The following is a 17,121-nucleotide window of genomic DNA, read 5'->3' on the forward strand; positions in this document are numbered from 1 at the left end:
ATGGGAACCGGCACATTGGCCCCGCGCAAGGCACCGCGCTCCATCAGCGGCTGGAAGGCCACCGCGGCCGTTGCCATGTCCAACTACATGGAGGCCGGGGCGATCATCGCGCTGGCCACCAGCCTCACGCTCTGGCAGGGCGCCTTCGGCTTTGACGACGCACTAGTCGGCGTCATCGCCGCGGTGTCCGCCAACGCATTCGGCTCGGCACTGGGGGCGGCGATCGGCGGCCCGCTCTGCGACCGCCTGGGCCGCAAGTTCATCTACACCTACGACCTGCTGGTCTTCATGCTCGGCGCCCTGATGCTCACCTTCGCCACCGGCGTCGTGCCGCTGATGATCGGCGTGGTCCTCATGGGCATCGCCGTCGGCGCCGGGGTGCCCGCATCCTGGACCTACATTGCCGAGGAGGCACCGAGCGAACACCGCGCGGCCCACGTGGGCGCCGCGCAGCTGGCCTGGTCGATCGGCCCGGCCATCGGATTCGCGCTGGCCATCCTGGTCGGACCGCTGGGGGTCACCGGAAGCCGGCTGATCTTCTTCCACCTGTTCATCATCGCCGGCATCACCTGGTGGGTACGCCGCGGGCTGCCCGAATCCAGGTCCTGGAAAAACCAGCGCAAGGAAGACGTGCGCCTGGGCGTGAAGGTCTCCTTCTTCTCCGGCATCCGCGGGCTGCTGGGCAACCGCAAGAACTTCGGCGCCCTGGCGTTCCTGCTCGGCGTCTACGGACTGTGGAACACCGTCGCCGGCCAGTCGGGCATCTTCCAGCCGCGCGTCTACGCCGCCGCGGGCGTGGAAAGCGCCACCCACCAGAACCTGCTGCAGGTCCTGGTCTGGACCCTCACGGCCCTGGCCACCTACTTCGGCTTCATGCGCTACGGGGACCGGGTCAGCCGCCGCTGGCTGTACTTCGCCGGCGCGCTGCTGGGCGTCGCCGCCTGGGCCGTGCTGATCTTCGCGCCTCCCGGCGCCTTCTCGCTCTTCTTCTTCGCCATCGGCTGGGGCATCTCGGCGGGCCTGGGGGCGCAGGCGTTCTACGGCCTGTGGGCCGCGGAGCTCTTCGCCACCCAGTACCGCGCCAGCGCCCAGGGCGTGCTGTTCATGCTCGCCCGCGTCATGGTCGGCTTGCTGTCCCTGGTCTTCCCGGTGCTGCTGAACACCATCGGCCTGGAGAAGGTCGGGCTCATCATCCTCGGCCTGCTGCTGCTCGCCCTGCTCATCGGCACCATCTGGGCACCGGAAACCCGGGGCAAGTCCCTGGAAGAGATCGAAGCCGAGCGCTACGGCACCGAGCGTGCCCGGGCCAACGCCTAAACATTCACCAAGCTGGAGAAAACAATGACATCGACGACTGCACAAGAGCTGATCACCCGCTCCAACCGACTGGGCGCGGACAAGAAGAACACCAACTACGCCGGGGGCAACACGTCGGCCAAGGGCACCGACTGCGACCCGGTCACCGGCGAGGCCATCGAGCTGCTCTGGGTCAAGGGCTCCGGCGGGGACCTGGGAACGCTGAGGGAATCCGGGCTCTCCACGCTGCGCCTGGACCGCATGCGCGCCCTGGCCGGCGTCTATCCCGGGCTGGAGCGCGAGGACGAGATGGTCGCTGCCTTCGACTACTGCCTGCACGGCAAGGGCGGGGCGGCCCCGTCGATCGACACCGCCATGCACGGGCTGGTTGACGCGGCACACGTGGACCACCTGCACCCGGATTCGGGCATCGCCATCGCCACCGCCGCGGACGGAGAGGCGCTGACCGACAAGATCTTCGGTTCCAAAGTCGTGTGGGTGCCCTGGCGCCGCCCCGGCTTCCAGCTGGGCCTGGACATCGCGAAGATCAAGGAGGCCAACCCGGAGGCCATCGGCTGCATCCTGGGCGGCCACGGCATCACCGCCTGGGCCGAGACCAGCGAAGAATGCGAGGCGAACTCGCTGTGGATCATCGACACCGCCGCCGCCTACATCGAGGCCAACGGCGCCCCCGAGCCCTTCGGCACCGTGGTGCCGGGCTTCGAGGCCTTGGGCGAGTCCGAGCGCCGGGCCCGCGCGGCCGCCCTGGCCCCCACGATCCGCGGGCTGGCCGGCGCCGACAAGCCCATGGTCGGGCACTTCAGCGACGATGCGCGCGTGCTCGACTTCCTGTCCCGCGAAAAGCTCTCCGCCCTGGCGGCCCTGGGCACCTCCTGCCCGGACCACTTCCTGCGCACCAAGATCAAGCCGATGGTCCTTGACCTGCCGGCCACCGCCACGCTCGAAGCACAGCTCGAGCGCCTGCGCGAACTGCACACCGAATACCGCGCCGACTACCGGGCCTACTACGAGGCGCATGCCGATGCCTCCAGCCCGGCGATGCGCGGGGCCGACCCGCTGATCGTGCTGGTGCCCGGGGTGGGCATGTTCTCCTACGGGGCGAACAAGCAGACCGCCCGGGTGGCCGGGGAGTTCTACCTCAACGCCATCAACGTGATGCGCGGGGCCGAGGCACTGTCCACCTACACCCCGATCAACGACGCGGAGAAGTTCCGCATCGAGTACTGGGCGCTGGAGGAAGCCAAGCTGGCCCGCCTGCCCAGGCCCAAGACCCACCAGGGGCGGATCGCCTTTGTCACCGGCGCGGCCTCGGGCATCGGCAAGGCCATCGCCACCCGGCTGGCCGCCGAGGGCGCCTGCGTGGTGGTCGCCGACCTGGACCTGGCCAAGGCCCAGGCGGCGGCGGCCGAGCTGGGCAATGAAGATGTGGCCATCGGCGTGGCCGCAAACGTCGCCGACGCCGCGGGCGTGCAGGCGGCCATCGACGCGACGGTGCTGGCCTTCGGCGGCATCGACCTGGTGGTCAACAACGCCGGGCTCTCGCTGTCCAAGCCGCTGCTGGAAACCACCGAGGCCGACTGGGATCTGCAGCACGACGTGATGGCCAAGGGTTCCTTCCTGGTCTCCAAGGCCGCCGCGAAGGCACTGGTGGAACAGGGCATGGGCGGGGACGTCATCTACATCTCCTCCAAGAACTCCGTCTTCGCCGGCCCGAACAACATCGCCTACTCCGCCACCAAGGCCGACCAGGCGCACCAGGTGCGCCTGCTGGCCGTGGAACTCGGCGAGCACGGGGTGCGCGTGAACGGGATCAACCCCGACGGGGTGGTCCGCGGGTCCGGGATCTTCGCCTCCGGCTGGGGCGCGAACCGCGCGGCCACCTACGGGGTCGAGGAGCAGGACCTGGGGCAGTTTTATGCCAACCGCACCATCCTCAAGCGCGAGGTCGTCCCGGAGAACGTGGCCGACGCCGTGTACGTGCTCACCGGACCGGAGCTCACCCGCACCACCGGCCTGCACATCCCGGTTGACTCCGGCGTCGCGGCGGCATTCCTGCGATGAGTCGGCACGCACCACGCCCCGCCGGTTCCCTTGCGCCGGTGGCCGCCATCGACCTGGGGGCGACCAGCGGCCGGGTGATGCTCGGGGAGCTGGTCGACGGGAAGGTGGTGCTCACCCAGGTGCACCGCTTCGCCAACGGGGCGCACCCGCTCTCGGACTTCGAGGAAGCGGCGGCGCCCGGCGCCCTGGCCTGGGACCTGGACGGGTTGTGGGCCGAAGTCCGCCGCGGCCTGGCCCTGGCCTTCGCCCAACGCCCCGACATCGCCTCCATCGGCGTTGATTCCTGGGCCGTTGACTATGCGCTGCTGCGCGACGGCGAGCGTCTGGGGCAGGTGCGGCACTACCGCGACCCGCGCAACGAGCGGGCGGTGGCGCAGCTGGAACAATCGTTTTCGCGCGCCGCGCTGTTTGGGCGCAACGGACTGCAGTTCCTGCCGTTCAACACCGTCTACCAGCTCGAGGCCGAGCGCGGCGAAGGCCGCCTGGCCGCGGCCGACACGCTGCTGTTGGTGCCCGACTACCTGAACTGGCTGCTGACCGGGGCGGTGCGTGCCGAGCGCACCAATGCCTCGACCACCGGGCTGCTCAACATTTCCACCGGCACCTGGGATGCCGAACTGGCCGGGCACCTGGGCGTGGCCGGGCTCCTGCCGGACCTGGTGGAACCAGGGGACACGGTCGGGATGCTGCGCCCCGAGTTGGCACACGAGCTTGGCGCCACCGGGGAAGTGTCGGTCACGGCCGTTGCCTCGCACGACACCGCCAGCGCCGTGGCGGCCGCACCCCTGGGTTCGCCGCGCTCGGCCTACGTCTCCTGCGGCACCTGGGGCCTGGTGGGCGTGGAACTGCCGCGCCCGGCCCTCACCGAGGAGGCCAGGCAGGCCGGCTTCACCAACGAGCTTGGCCTGGACGGGACGGTCCGCCTTCTCAAGAACGTGACGGGCACCTGGCTGCTGAGCGAGTCGATCAGGTACTGGAACGAATCCGCCGCCGCCGGCACCACCGGAGGGGTCACCCTTGAGTCCCTGTTGCCGGCCGTCGAGGCCCTGGAGGCCCCGGCCGTCTTGATCGACCCTGCCCAGGAGCGCTTCATGGCGCCGGGGAACCTGCCCGAACGGATCGTTGCCGCCGTCCTTGAGGCCGGTGGCGACTTGCCGGAATCGCGCGAGCAGATCCTGCGCATCATCCTGGAGAGCCTTGCGGCCAGCTTCGCCACCGAGGCCTTCGCGGCGGCCGGGCAGGGCGGTTTCGTACCCGATGCCATCCACATGCTGGGCGGCGGATCCCAGAGTGGACTCTTGTGCCAGCTCACGGCCGACCGGGCGGGCGTCCCGGTCTTCGCGGGACCTGTCGAATGCACCGCGTTGGGCAACGTGCTGGTGCAATTGCGTACGCGCTCGGGCGAGCCATGGACGATGGGCCGGATGCGCGCGCTGGTGCGGGACTCGGTTGAACTGCGCCGCTACGCGCCGAGCGCAGTGAAGAGCCCGGTTTAGTCCGGACCCCTGAATCCGGGCCAGGTGAAAAGGTGGTTGCGGGCACCGCCCGGGCGGGCGGGCCCGGCAACCACCCCGGGATCAGGCGTTGTCGCGCACGCGCCTGGCGAAGTTCAGCACATGTTCCCGCAGCACGTCGATGCGCCGATTGACCTCCGCCTCGCGATCGAAACCGAGGTAGGGCAGCGATTTCATCATGCGGACGTTGGCGGGGCACTGGAACTCGGCGCACACCAGGATGCCGATGGTGTCGCCGTCGCGGCCGGCCTGGCCACCCTTCCTGGCGTTGAAAAACACCACGTCGTTGGGCAGGTCAACGTCCTCGCACCACGAGCACTGCGGCCGGTTGCGGATCTTGCCCTCGGTCTTGCGGAACATGATGCCCACGGGCGCATCGTCAAGGACGGTGACGACATAACCGACCAAGGGCAGCTTCGGATCCCGCCACCCCAGGAACTCGAGGGTGTCCCAATCCAGGGAGTCGAAGTTCTCCGGGAGCGTGATGGCCTTGCGCTCGCGCAGCGAGGCATTGATGAAGGATGAACGGATCTGTTTTTCGGAAAGTGAATGCATGGAAGTTCTGGGCCTGACTGTCGTGCCGCCTCGTCGCCGCGGCGAAGGGAGGGGGCATGCTTCGGGTGGGGCAAAAGATCCGCGCGCGGTCGGGCGACGAGTCGCCGAGAACCCGGCAGCGGATGTGGGCGCGCCAAATGGGCGCGAAGAATCACCGAAAGTGGACAGCCTTATCTCGAGCCGGCGGAAAAGACGCCGGCTACCTCCGAACGCCCGCGGGGCGGTTGGGTCGAGATCACAATGGACATGCGAAAAAGTATACGCCCACGCTGCCCGCGCTCTGTCGGACGCGACTGGGCGCACCGCAGCCTCCGCAGCGGGGAAGTGGAACATCGGTTCACGATGCTGTAGACCGGTCATATGTTTATCCGGCAACTCGAGTACATGGTCGCCCTCGCTCGAGAGCGACACTTCGTGCGCGCCGCGCAATCCTGTTCGGTGTCCCAGCCGGCACTGTCGGAGGGAATCCGGAAACTGGAAAAGGAGCTTGATGTTCCGCTGATCCGCCGTGGCAACAAGTTCGAGGGCCTGACCGCCGAGGGGCAGGAACTTGTCCTCTGGGCCCGGAAAATCCTTGCAGACCGGGACGCGATGAACGACGAGATCGGTGCGATGCGCACCGGCGTCCGCGGCCAGCTTCGCTTCGGATCCATTCCCACCGCCTCGATCGCGGTGTCGCTGCTCAACGCGCCATTTTGCGATTCGCACCCCTTGGCGCGCGTCCAAGTGGTTTCCAACCTGACATCCGACGACGTTGTGGCGCGGTTGAGGTCCTACGAAATCGATGCCGGAATCACCTACATCCAGGACCCTGTGCCCGACGAATTCCGGGTGTTCCCGCTGTACCGGGAACGATACGTCCTGCTGACCGCGACGGATGCGGGCTCGCCGCCGGCCGTCTCTGCCACGTGGACGCAAGCTGCGGCACTCCCGCTTTGCCTGCTGGCCCCCAGCATGCAGGGACGGCGGCGCCTCGACGACATCTTCGCCGAGGTGGGAATCAGCCCGGAGCCACGGCTGGAAACCGACTCGGTGGCCTCGCTCTTTGCCCATGTGACGACGGGTTCATGGGCAACCGTCGTGCCCGCGGCTTGGCTGCATGCCTTCGGGGTACCTGCCAATTTGCACGCCGTCCCGTTGGTGGGCCCGGAGCGATGCGTTCCGGTCGGCTTGCTCACCCTCGCCCGGGATCCGACACCGATACTCGTGCGTGCCCTGGCATCCGTGGTCGAATCGACGGATCTCACATTCCTGGAACACCTGCCGGACGAACATAAGCGATAGGCACTGCTTATCTAACCATCACGGTTGCCTCTTTGACGCCGATTGCTTAGGGGCGCAAAGTGGTTCCCCGGGGCACGGTGCCCTTGCGTGGGAGGCGAAATGGCAAAGATGACGGGGGTCCGGGTAATGGGGCCACAAGGTGGCGCTGCTCCCCGACGTGCAACCGTTCGACGTTCCTTGCTGGCCCTGGGCCCGGCCCAGGGCGACCGGATGTCCGCATGGCGCGTCGGGCTGAGCGTCGCCGTCCCCTCGCTGGGACTGTTGGCCCTTGGCAGGCCGGGCCTGATCATTTATGCCGTCTTCGGCGCCTTCATCGGCATGTATGGCAGGAACGAACCGCACCAAATGAGGCTCGTCCACCAAGCTCAGGCGGCTGTGCTGCTCGTGGGAGGAACCCTGATCGGCATTGGATTGTCCGCCCTGGGTGTGAGGCCTTGGACGCTCGTCCTGACCGAGGCCTTCATCGCGGGTGTGGGCTCGCTCTTCGCCGACAGGTACAGGCTCAAGCCCGCGGGCCCATTCTTTTGCCTCTTTGCCCTCGGCGCCTGTGCCTCTGTTCCGCTGGCGGTGCCGTGGTGGGGCGCCGCAATCGCCTGCGTTGGCTCGGCCGGCTTCGCCGCAATGGTCGGGTTTGCCGGCTGGTTCGGCGCCCAGACCTGGGCGTCGGGGGCCGGCCGGCCGGTGGTGCCCACCGTTTCGGCCGCTGTCCTCGTCCACGCACTGCGCTATGTCCTGGCCGTCGGCACCGCCGGTGCCGCAGGAATCCTCATGGGTATCGGGCACCCCTACTGGGCCATGGCCGCGGGAGCTGTTCCGCTGGCCGCAGAGACTCTTGGGGCGCGCGTCCAACGCGGCATCCACCGGGTGTTCGGAACTCTTGCCGGAGTGGGGCTGACGGCCCTGGTTCTCCTACCCCGGCCATCCGTCATGGTGCTGGGGCTGCTGGTGGTCGCGCTGCAGTTCCCGAGCGAGTTGTTTATGGCGCGCCACTACGGGTTCGCCCTGGTCTTCTTTACGCCGCTGGTCCTGGTCATGACCTATCTGGCGGCACCAACTGATCCCGGCATCCTCATGGCCGACCGGGCCGTGGAGACGGCCATTGGGGCCGCCGCCGGCGTGCTGGTTGCCGTATTCATCCGCGAACCGGGGACGTCGCGGAACCCCTTGCGCTGAGCCCGGGCGTGGGGGCACGAATCGGCCGTGGTCACCACTTTTTCTCGAACTCGGAGGATGGTCAGGGATTCATCCGGGTCGGTTTCGGGGTGATCCCCGCCGAGCGCATTCCCGAGGGCATGCAGAGGCTTGCCGCCCTGCTACCCGGGCAAAAGACTGCCTCCCTCGACTAGGCGAGGGAGGCAGCCAGGCGGTTTCGGCGCGGTGCCGGGGCGTGGTGCTAGCGGGCGTTGACGGCGGCCTTGGTGATCGGCCAGCCGGTGACGACCTTGGGTCGCGGGGTGGCGTAGGTGCGCACCTTGGAGGTGCTCAGCCCCAGCCGGACCAAAGATTCGGCGATGGTCACCGCGGCGCGCACGCCGTCCACGATCGGCACGCCGGTCGCCTCGGCGACCTTGGCCTCGAGCTCCGCCATGCCGCCGCAGCCGAGCACTATGACCTCGGCCTTGTCGTTCTCCACCGCCTGGCGCGACTGCTCCACGATGGCGGCCACGGCGCGTTCGGGATCGGATTCGAGCTCGAGCACGCCCAGCCCGCTGGCGCGGACCGAGGCGCAGCGGTCGGTGAGGCCCGCCAACTTCAGCCGGTCCTCGATCAGCGGAACCGTCCTGTCCAGCGTGGTGACCACGGAGTACTTGTGCCCTAGGAACTGGGCGGTGGAGGCCGCGGCCTCGGTGATGTCCACGACCGGGACATCAAGCAGTTCCTGCAGGCCCTCGCGGCCGTGTTCTCCGTAGCCGGCCTGGATGACCGCGTCGTAGGGCTCGGTGTAGTTCACGACCTTATCCATCACGGCGATGGCGGCGAGGTAGCTCTCGAAGTTTCCCTCGCAGGAATCGGCGCCGAAGTCAGGGGTCAGTTCGACGATCTCGGTGCCCGGGGACGCCGCCGAGCGGGCGGAGTCGCCGATGGACCGGGTCATGGACGCGGTGGTGTTGACGTTGAGGACCAGAATGCGCATGGGGTAACTCCTGTGTGGCGGTGGATCTGAAGCGGGCGGTGGGCCCTAGTGGGTGGGAGCGACGGCGATGGTCTCGCCGTCGACGTCCTGGTGGACCTGGCCGCGCTTGGCGATGGCCAGGTAGACGAGGGCGCCGAGGCCGGAGCCGATGAACCAGGCGAAGGCCGAGACGTGGCCCAGTGCAGGGGAGAAGGCCAGGATCAGTGCCGCAACGGCGGAGATGCCCAGGGCGATGATGGCGCGGAAGTTCACGCCGCGGGTGAAGAAGTACGTGCCCTCCGGGTTGGTGCGGTACAGGTCCGGGATGTTGATCCGGGCACGGCGCAGGATCCAGTAGTCGGCCATGATGATGCCGAACAGGGGGCCGAGCAGGGCGCCCAGGCCGCCGAGGAAGTAGGTGATGACGGCGGGGGAGTTGTAGAGGTTCCACGGCAGGATCAACAGGCCGATGACGCCGGAGATGATGCCGGCACGGCGGAAGTTCAGCACCTTGGGGAAGAGGTTCGTCAGCGCATAGATCGGGGCGACGAAGTTGGCCATCAGGTTCACCGCAATGGTCAGGATCAGCAGGGCCGCCGATGCTGCCAGCAGCAGGAAGGTGTTGGGGATGGCGGCAACGACGTCTGAGGGGCTGTCGATGATGGTTCCGTCGATCTTGAACTGCGCACCGGTCATGACCACGACGATCACGCCGAAGAGCAGCATGTTCAGCGGGATGCCCCAGAAGTTGCCGCGAACGATCGAGCCCTTGGAACGGGCGCTGCGGGTGAAGTCGCAGAAGTTCAGCACGAAGGTGGCGTAGATGGAGACCCACAGGGCACCGCCGCCGAGGATCCCGAGCCACATGTCGACGCCGGTCTTGGCGTCGCCGGTTGACCATGCGATGGAGCCGCCGGCCTGGATGAACATCCAGATGGCGAGCGCGCCCATGGTGACGAGGATGACCGGGCCGGCGAAGGCCTCGTACTTGCGGATCATTTCCATGCCGTAGCTGACGATGACCAGCTGCAGTGCCCACAGGGCGACGAAGCAGATCCAGCCCAGGGTGGAAAGGCCCAGGAAGCTGTTGGAGTTAAGGCTCGCGGCGGACGGGGCGACGGCCAGGATCATCACCACGAGCACCACGGATGCAAGGTAGGTCTGGATGCCGAACCAGGCGATCGCCACGGCACCGCGCAGGAGGGCCGGGATCTGTGCTCCGCGGATGCCGAAGGCAATGCGGCTCATGACCGGGAACGGGACGCCGGTCTTTTCGCCCATGAAGCCGGAAAAATTCAACAGCCCAAAGAGCAGGACTGCGCCGAAGCCCAGGGCCAGCAGGATCTGCCAGCCGCCCAGGCCGAGTGCAAAGAGCCCAATCGCAAATGCGTAGTTCCCCAGGGAATGGACGTCGTTGGCCCACAGCGTGAAGATGCTGTAGCTGGACCAGGTCCTTCCCGCCTTGGTGGTTGGTGCCAGGTCGCTGTTGTATAGCGACGCGCTGAGCCCATGGGGATTCAGTTCGTGCTGGACCACGGGCGGGACGCTGGATTCTGACGTCGCTGTGCGCACATCTGGATGGGTCATGAGAACTCGTACCTTTCACCACAGGGGGGTGTGACGGAGATTACTTCGTGGATCGATGATGGCACGATTCCATGTAAAAGAAAAGGATTTTCATCAGGTGGAATTCCTGGAGAAATCATTCGGCCTGGATTTGACTGGTCACGGCCGATTTGCACCGACTCTGGTCGCCCGGGGCGTGATGGCGGGCAGGTGGGTGCGGGTGACTCGGGCCCTTGACAGTGACTCAGCCCACTCGCTAGAGTTCTCATCAAGCAATAAACATATTTCACAATATGGAAGTTGGAACCATGAAGGAGTCGAAGATGGCCTACACCGTCAACTGTTCAATCCTGCTCACCGAGCTCCCCCTGCTGGAGCGCGCCGCCGCGGCCAAGGCGGCGGGCTTCGACAGCGTTGAATTCTGGTGGCCGTTTGCCACGGCCGTACCCGCCGACTCCGAGGTCGACGCCTTCGTGGCCTCGATCAAGGACGCAGGCGTCACCCTCGAGGGCCTGAACTTCTTCGCCGGCGACATGCCGGCCGGGGACCGCGGACTGGTTTCCTGGGTCGGACGCGAATCCGAGTTCCTCGACAACATCGACGTCGTGGCAGGCATTGGCGAGGCCACCGGCTGCAAGGGCTTCAACGCCCTGTATGGAAACCGGCAGCCCGGGATCGACGGCCAGGCGCACGACAAGCTGGCCGTTTCCAACCTGGTCGCCGCGGCCAACGGGGTGGCACGCATCGGCGGCACCGTGCTGCTCGAACCGATCTCGGGCTCCGAGGCCTACCCGCTGAAGACCTCCGCCGACGCGTTCTTCGTCCTCGAGAAGGTCCACGCCGCGGGGGCAGCCAACGTCAAGCTATTGGCCGATTTCTACCACCTGGCCGTCAACGGCGACGACGTCGCCGCGCTGATCGAGGGCCACGCCCACGAATTCGGCCACATCCAGATCGCCGACGATCCGGGACGCGGGGCACCGGGCACCGGAACGCTGCCGCTGGGCGAATGGATCACCCGGTCCCGCGACCTCGGCTACGCCGGCGGCGTCGCCCTGGAGTACAAGGCCGCCCACGCCGAGGCCTTCAACTGGCTCATCCGCCAGCCCGCCTAACCGGCACCCCAAGCACTTTCGGGCACACGCTGCCCAAGCCACCAGCACGCACAAGTTTTCAGGAGCACGGCATGTCGAACACGCACAAGATCGCATTCATCGGCCTGGGCATCATGGGCCTTCCCATGGCCATCAACCTGGCCAAGGCAGGCTTCGAGGTCACCGGCTACAACCGCAGCCCGGAAAAGACCGCCGAACTCGTGGCCGCCGGTGGCAAGGGCTCCGGGTCCATCCCCGAGGCAGTGGCCCACGCCGACGTCATCATCACCATGGTCCCGGACTCCGCCGACGTCGAAGCCGTCGTCACCGGCGAGGCCGGGGTCTTCGCGCACGCCAAGTCCGGCGCCCTGTGGATCGACAACTCCTCCATCCGTCCCGACGTGGCGGCACGCCTCTCCGACGAGGCCCGCGCCGCGGGCCTCCGCCCGCTCGACGCACCGGTCTCCGGCGGCGAGGCCGGCGCCATCGGCGGCGTGCTCTCCATCATGGTCGGCGGCGAGGAAGCAGACTTCGCCGACGCCGAGGCGGTCTTCAATGCCGTGGGCAAGACCATCGTGCTGGTGGGCCCCTCGGGCTCCGGCCAGACCGTTAAGGCGGCAAACCAGCTGATCGTCGCGGCGAACATCCAGGCGCTTTCCGAGGCCGTGGTGTTCCTTGAGGCCTACGGCGTGGACACCGATGCCGCGCTGACGGTCCTGGGTGGCGGGCTCGCCGGATCCAAGGTCCTGGACCAGAAGGGCCAGAAGATCCTTGACCGGTCCTTCGAGCCCGGCTTCCGCCTGGCCCTGCACCACAAGGACATGGGCATCGTGACCTCCGCTGCCCGCGAGGCAGGCGTCGTGCTTCCGCTCGGCGCCCTTGTCGCCCAGCTCGTGGCCTCCACCGTGGCCAGCGGCGACGGCGCACTTGACCACTCCGGGCTCTTCCGCGGCGTACAACGCCTCAGCGGATCCGCCGACGTGCCGGCCGAACCCGTGGCCGCCAGCTAGCAAGCAGGGCAGTCGGTGCGGTGCAGGCCCGGAAGCCTGCACCTTTCCATCCGCCCCAGGGATCCTTCGCGGCAAGCAACCGCTGTGCGCCATCGGTCCACCTAAACCCACACCCTCCCCCCGCCAGGCAAGCGCCGGCGCCGGGGATTGACACAAGGAGCTCTACACCATGGCAAAGTTGCGCGTCGTTGATGCAATTGTCCTGATTCTGGAAAAGGAAGGCGCCATCGAGGCCTTCGGGCTGCCCGGTGCGGCCATCAACCCCCTGTACTCGGCCATGCAGCGCCGCGGCACCATCCGCCACACGCTGGCCCGCCACGTCGAGGGCGCCAGCCACATGGCCGACGGCTACTCCCGTGCCACCGGCAAGATCGGGTTGTGCCTGGGCACCTCGGGCCCCGCCGGCACCGACATGATCACCGGCCTCTACGCCGCGATCGCCGACTCCATCCCGATGCTCTGCATCACCGGACAGGCGCCGACCGACAAGCTGCACAAGGAAGACTTCCAGGCCGTGGACATCGAGTCCATTGCCAAGCCGGTCACCAAGTTCGCCGCCACCATCCTGGAGCCGGGCCTGGTCCCGGGCTACTTCGCCAAGGCCTTCCAGATCATGCGCTCGGCACGCCCGGGCCCGGTCCTGCTGGACCTGCCGATCAACGTGCAGATGGCCGAGATCGAATTCGACATCGACGCCTACGAGCCGCTGGTCCCGGACAAGCCGGCAGCCACCCGCGGCCAGGCCGAGAAGGTCCTGGACCTGCTGGTCGCCTCCAAGCACCCGATGATCATTGCCGGCGGAGGCGTCATCAACGCCAACGCCTCGGGCAAGCTCGTCGAGCTGGCCGAACTGCTGAACATCCCGGTCTCCCCGACCCTGATGGGCTGGGGCACCATTCCCGATGACCACCGCCTGCAGTCGGGCATGGTCGGCATCCAGACCCACACCCGCTACGGCAACGTCTCCTTCCTGGCCTCCGACTTCGTGCTGGGCCTGGGCAACCGCTGGGCCAACCGCCACACCGGCGGCCTGGACACCTACCGCAAGGGCCGCAAGTTCGTGCACATCGACATCGAGGGCACCCAGATCGGCCGGGTCTTCTCCCCGGATCTGGGCATCATCTCCGATGCAGGGGCGGCGATCGACCAGTTGCTGGCCGCGGCCCGCGACCGCAAGGCCGCAGGCACCCTGCCGGACTACTCGGCGTGGGCCGATCAGTGCACCGCCCGCAAGGGCACGCTGCACCGCAAGACCAACTTCGAGAACATGCCGATCAAGCCGCAGCGCGTCTACCAGGAAATGAACGAGGCCTTCGGCCGCGACACCACCTACGTCTCCACCATCGGCCTGTCGCAGATCGCCGGGGCGCAGATGCTGCACGTCTACGGCCCGCGGCAGTGGATCAACGCCGGCCAGGCCGGCCCGCTGGGCTGGACCGGTCCCGCGGCCCTGGGCGTGGTGCGCGGCAAGCCGAACTCCACCGTCGTTGCGCTCTCGGGCGACTACGACTTCCAGTTCATGATCGAGGAACTGGCCGTCGGCGCGCAGTTCAAGCTGCCCTACATCCACGTCGTGGTCAACAACTCCTACCTGGGCCTGATCCGCCAGTCCCAGCGTCCCTTCGAGATGGATTACCACGTCTCGCTGGGCTTCGAAAACATCAACTCCCCGGAAACCAACGGCTACGGCGTTGACCACGTCAAGGTCGCCGAGGGCCTGGGCTGCAAGGCGGTGCGCGTGGAGGACCCGTCCAAGCTGGCCGAGGGCTTCGCCGAGGCCGGACGCCTGGCCGCGGAGTTCCAGGTGCCCGTCGTGGTCGAGGTCATCCTGGAGCGTGTGACAAACATCGCCATGGGTGCTGAACTGGATGCAGTCAACGAGTTCGAGGACCTGGCCACCGCGGCGGCCGACGCCCCCACGGCGCTGGCCCCGCTGGAAGCATCGCACGGTGTCCACGCGGGCGCATCGGTCTAGGCAAGAACCACACGAGAGGAGGCGGCACACCATGTTGGTAGTAGTGGCACCGGACAAGTTCAAGGGATCGCTCACTGGCGCGCAGGTTGCCGCCGCCATCGAGGCGGGGGTGCGCGCGGCAATGCCCGAGGCTCGCACGCTCGCGGTGCCCGTCGCCGACGGCGGCGAGGGAACCCTCGCCGCCGCCGCCCAATGCGGCTTCGAGCTGCACCATGCGACGGTCGCCGGGCCCACCGGGGAGCCGGTGCGCGCGGCCTTCGGGATCCGGGGCGAGGTGGCCGTCGTGGAGATGGCCGAGGCCTCCGGCCTGGACCGGCTGCCCGGCGGGAAGGATGCGCTCGGGGCCACGAGCCGCGGCACCGGCGAACTGATCGCCGCGGCCCTGGACGCCGGGGCAACCCAGGTCATCCTCGGCGTGGGCGGAAGCGCCTGCACCGACGGCGGGGCCGGCATGCTCCAGGGACTCGGTGCCAGGCTGCTGGACGAGCAGGGCAACGAGCTGCCGCTCGGCGGCGGGGCGCTTGGCGCCCTGGAGCGCGTCGAGCTCGGTGCCCTGGATCCGCGGATCGCCACGACCTCCTTCACCCTCGCCGCCGACGTGGAGAACCCGCTGACCGGACCCAACGGGGCCGCCCGCGTCTTCGCCCCGCAAAAGGGCGCAAGCCCGGAGCAGGTGCCGGACCTCGATGCGGCACTGGGCCGTTGGGCGCAGGTGCTGGGCCGCGGGCTCGGCGCCGATCGGATCAACGCGCTTGCCGCATCCGCCGGTGCCGGGGCCGCCGGCGGCGTGGGCTTCGCCGCGATGGCCGTGCTGGGAGCCACCCGGCGCCGCGGCATCGACGTGGTGCTGGAGCTGACCGGCCTGGAAGAGGCGCTGTCCGGGGCCGTCGCGGTGTTCACCGGCGAGGGCAGCCTCGACACCCAGTCGCTGGAGGGCAAGACGCCGGTGGGCGTGGCCCAGCTGGCCGCCGCCCACGGCATCCCCGTCTACGCAATTTGTGGACGCAACCAACTTTCCGCCGAGCAGGCAACCGACGCGGGCTTCACCGCGGTCAGGTCGCTGCTCGAGCTGGAACCAGATGTTGCCCGTTGCATGAGTGAGGGTGGACCACTTGTGCAACGGGCGGCGACCCTCTTGGCCGAAGAATTCCTGGCCACCCACGCGGCCACCGCGTAACCCCGCTTACCACCGCATTTTCCAACGCACGAGATGTAAGGACGAGACCATGGGCAACACCGAGCTCACCGAGGCAACGACGCCACGGTCGGAAGAAAACACAGGCGCGGACTTCGACCTGGTGATCCGCGGCGAGCGGATCGTCACGGGCGCCGGAACCGTCGCCCGCGAAATCGGCATCCGCGACGGCAAGATCGTCGCCATCGAGCCCCTGGGCAACAACCTCTCCGGCGCGCAGCTCATCGAGCTCAGCGCCGAGGAGGTGCTGATCCCGGGCCTGGTCGACACCCACGTGCACGTCAACGAGCCGGGCCGCACCGAGTGGGAGGGCTTCGAATCCGCCACCAAGGCCGCCGCCGCGGGCGGCGTGACCACCATCGTGGACATGCCGCTGAACTCCATCCCGCCGACCGTCAACGTCGAGGCCCTCGAGCTCAAGCAGGCCGCCGCCCGCCCCAAGGCCTTCGTCGACGTGGGCTTCTGGGGAGGCGCCATCCCGGGCAACAAGTCCGACCTGCGCGAGCTGCACGACGCCGGCGTCTTCGGCTTCAAGTGCTTCCTGCTCCACTCCGGCGTCGAGGAATTCCCCTACCTCGAACCCGACGAGATGGAAGAGGACATGACCGAGATCGTGTCCTTCGACTCGATGATGCTCGTCCACGCCGAGGATTCGCGCGCCATCGACCGCGCCCCGAACGCCGAGGGCGACCACTACGACAGGTTCCTGGCCTCCCGCCCGCGCGGCGCCGAGAACGTGGCGGTGGCCGAGGTCATCGAGCGCGCCCGCTGGACCGGCGCCCGCGCCCACATCCTGCACCTGTCCTCCTCCGACGCCCTGCCGATGATCGAATCGGCCAAGCGCGACGGCGTGAAGCTGACCGTGGAGACCTGCCCGCACTACCTCACCCTGCTGGCCGAGGAAATCCCCAACGGCGCCACCGCGTTCAAGTGCTGCCCGCCGATCCGCGAGGCCTCCAACCGCGAACTGCTCTGGAAGGGCCTGGAGGACGGGATCATCGACTGCATCGTCTCGGACCACTCGCCCTCGACCATCGACCTCAAGGACGTCGAGAACGGCGACTTCGGCGTGGCCTGGGGCGGGGTTGCCTCGCTGCAGCTGGGGCTCGCGCTGATCTGGACCGAGGCCCAGCGCCGCGGCATCAAGCTCGAAACCGTGCTGAACTGGATGTCCAAGCGCCCGGCCGAGATCGCCGGACTGCACCACAAGGGTGCCATCACGCTGGGCAACGACGCCGACTTCGCCTTCTTCGCACCCGAGGACAGCTTCCTGGTCGACGTCAACAAGCTGCACCACAAGAACCCGATCTCCCCGTACCAGGGCAAGGTCCTGGCGGGCAAGGTCCGCCGCACCTTCGTGCGCGGCACCGAGGTCGACTTCAAGACCCCGCAGGGCAAGCTGATCCGCCGCGGCGAGGTCTAGGCCGCCGAAGCGAC

13 protein-coding genes are annotated in these 17,121 nt (G+C 68.0%); 10 read left to right on the forward strand and 3 right to left on the reverse strand.

Annotated elements, in window-relative coordinates; genetic code table 11:
* From KRR55_RS18390 to KRR55_RS18400, 3 genes are read left to right on the forward strand one after another with little or no spacing between them, the layout of a single operon-like run.
* Complete coding sequence (locus tag KRR55_RS18390; protein WP_217390769.1) at positions 1–1,317, forward strand: MFS transporter; 1,317 nt, start codon at positions 1–3, stop codon at positions 1,315–1,317.
* A 24-nt stretch (positions 1,318–1,341) separates the two neighbouring features.
* Positions 1,342–3,378 carry a bifunctional aldolase/short-chain dehydrogenase gene (locus KRR55_RS18395; protein ID WP_217390770.1) on the forward strand — a complete coding sequence of 679 codons (2,037 nt, stop codon included), beginning with the start codon at positions 1,342–1,344 and terminating at the stop codon, positions 3,376–3,378.
* A complete protein-coding gene (locus tag KRR55_RS18400) occupies positions 3,375–4,874 on the forward strand; it encodes a rhamnulokinase (protein WP_217390771.1) in 1,500 nt (499 codons plus the stop codon). The genes KRR55_RS18395 and KRR55_RS18400 overlap by 4 nt, the downstream gene beginning before the upstream one ends.
* An 81-nt stretch (positions 4,875–4,955) precedes the next feature.
* On the opposite strand, the gene KRR55_RS18405 is transcribed toward KRR55_RS18400, so the two are convergent.
* Positions 4,956–5,447, reverse strand: coding sequence for an FBP domain-containing protein (locus KRR55_RS18405; protein WP_217390772.1), 492 nt, complete (start codon positions 5,445–5,447; stop codon positions 4,956–4,958).
* A gap of 360 nt (positions 5,448–5,807) precedes the next feature.
* On the opposite strand from KRR55_RS18405, the gene KRR55_RS18410 reads away from it, so the two are divergent.
* The gene (locus KRR55_RS18410; RefSeq protein WP_217390773.1) at positions 5,808–6,731 is read left to right on the forward strand and encodes a LysR family transcriptional regulator; all 924 of its coding nucleotides are present in this window, start codon (positions 5,808–5,810) and stop codon (positions 6,729–6,731) included.
* A 99-nt stretch (positions 6,732–6,830) separates the two neighbouring features.
* Complete coding sequence (locus tag KRR55_RS18415) at positions 6,831–7,904, forward strand: FUSC family protein (RefSeq protein WP_254456389.1); 1,074 nt, start codon at positions 6,831–6,833, stop codon at positions 7,902–7,904.
* A gap of 220 nt (positions 7,905–8,124) precedes the next feature.
* On the opposite strand, the gene KRR55_RS18420 is transcribed toward KRR55_RS18415, so the two are convergent.
* Positions 8,125–8,865, reverse strand: coding sequence for an aspartate/glutamate racemase family protein (locus KRR55_RS18420; RefSeq protein WP_217390774.1), 741 nt, complete (start codon positions 8,863–8,865; stop codon positions 8,125–8,127).
* Positions 8,866–8,910: 45 nt separating this feature from the next.
* Positions 8,911–10,431: an NCS1 family nucleobase:cation symporter-1 gene (locus KRR55_RS18425; RefSeq protein WP_217390775.1), complete on the reverse strand. Its 1,521-nt coding sequence runs from the start codon at positions 10,429–10,431 to the stop codon at positions 8,911–8,913.
* Positions 10,432–10,733: 302 nt separating this feature from the next.
* Here KRR55_RS18425 and KRR55_RS18430 point away from each other — a divergent pair, with 302 nt between their 5' ends.
* From KRR55_RS18430 to allB, 5 genes are all read left to right on the forward strand, one after another.
* Positions 10,734–11,525, forward strand: coding sequence for a hydroxypyruvate isomerase family protein (locus tag KRR55_RS18430; RefSeq protein WP_217390796.1), 792 nt, complete (start codon positions 10,734–10,736; stop codon positions 11,523–11,525).
* 71 nt (positions 11,526–11,596) lie between these two features.
* Positions 11,597–12,514 carry a 2-hydroxy-3-oxopropionate reductase gene (locus KRR55_RS18435; protein ID WP_217390776.1) on the forward strand — a complete coding sequence of 306 codons (918 nt, stop codon included), beginning with the start codon at positions 11,597–11,599 and terminating at the stop codon, positions 12,512–12,514.
* A gap of 169 nt (positions 12,515–12,683) precedes the next feature.
* Positions 12,684–14,489 carry a glyoxylate carboligase gene (gcl, locus tag KRR55_RS18440; RefSeq protein ID WP_217390777.1) on the forward strand — a complete coding sequence of 602 codons (1,806 nt, stop codon included), beginning with the start codon at positions 12,684–12,686 and terminating at the stop codon, positions 14,487–14,489.
* 31 nt (positions 14,490–14,520) lie between these two features.
* Positions 14,521–15,666 carry a glycerate kinase gene (locus KRR55_RS18445; RefSeq protein WP_217390778.1) on the forward strand — a complete coding sequence of 382 codons (1,146 nt, stop codon included), beginning with the start codon at positions 14,521–14,523 and terminating at the stop codon, positions 15,664–15,666.
* Between the two features lie 49 nt (positions 15,667–15,715).
* Positions 15,716–17,107: an allantoinase AllB gene (allB, locus tag KRR55_RS18450; RefSeq protein WP_254456390.1), complete on the forward strand. Its 1,392-nt coding sequence runs from the start codon at positions 15,716–15,718 to the stop codon at positions 17,105–17,107.
* Positions 17,108–17,121: the final 14 nt, after the last annotated feature.

Origin of the sequence: Paeniglutamicibacter quisquiliarum, assembly GCF_019084045.1 — a bacterium.
Lineage (GTDB): Bacteria > Actinomycetota > Actinomycetes > Actinomycetales > Micrococcaceae > Paeniglutamicibacter > Paeniglutamicibacter quisquiliarum.

Coding starts and splice junctions, on each gene's coding strand:
- KRR55_RS18400 (WP_217390771.1), top strand. CDS start 3,375: ATGAGTCGGCACGCACCACGCCCCGCCGGTTCCCTTGCGCCGGTGGCC.
- KRR55_RS18415 (WP_254456389.1), top strand. CDS start 6,831: ATGGCAAAGATGACGGGGGTCCGGGTAATGGGGCCACAAGGTGGCGCT.
- allB (WP_254456390.1), top strand. CDS start 15,716: ATGGGCAACACCGAGCTCACCGAGGCAACGACGCCACGGTCGGAAGAA.
- KRR55_RS18405 (WP_217390772.1), bottom strand. CDS start 5,447: ATGCATTCACTTTCCGAAAAACAGATCCGTTCATCCTTCATCAATGCC.
- KRR55_RS18420 (WP_217390774.1), bottom strand. CDS start 8,865: ATGCGCATTCTGGTCCTCAACGTCAACACCACCGCGTCCATGACCCGG.
- KRR55_RS18445 (WP_217390778.1), top strand. CDS start 14,521: ATGTTGGTAGTAGTGGCACCGGACAAGTTCAAGGGATCGCTCACTGGC.
- KRR55_RS18390 (WP_217390769.1), top strand. CDS start 1: ATGGGAACCGGCACATTGGCCCCGCGCAAGGCACCGCGCTCCATCAGC.
- KRR55_RS18425 (WP_217390775.1), bottom strand. CDS start 10,431: ATGACCCATCCAGATGTGCGCACAGCGACGTCAGAATCCAGCGTCCCG.
- KRR55_RS18435 (WP_217390776.1), top strand. CDS start 11,597: ATGTCGAACACGCACAAGATCGCATTCATCGGCCTGGGCATCATGGGC.
- gcl (WP_217390777.1), top strand. CDS start 12,684: ATGGCAAAGTTGCGCGTCGTTGATGCAATTGTCCTGATTCTGGAAAAG.
- KRR55_RS18395 (WP_217390770.1), top strand. CDS start 1,342: ATGACATCGACGACTGCACAAGAGCTGATCACCCGCTCCAACCGACTG.
- KRR55_RS18430 (WP_217390796.1), top strand. CDS start 10,734: ATGGCCTACACCGTCAACTGTTCAATCCTGCTCACCGAGCTCCCCCTG.
- KRR55_RS18410 (WP_217390773.1), top strand. CDS start 5,808: ATGTTTATCCGGCAACTCGAGTACATGGTCGCCCTCGCTCGAGAGCGA.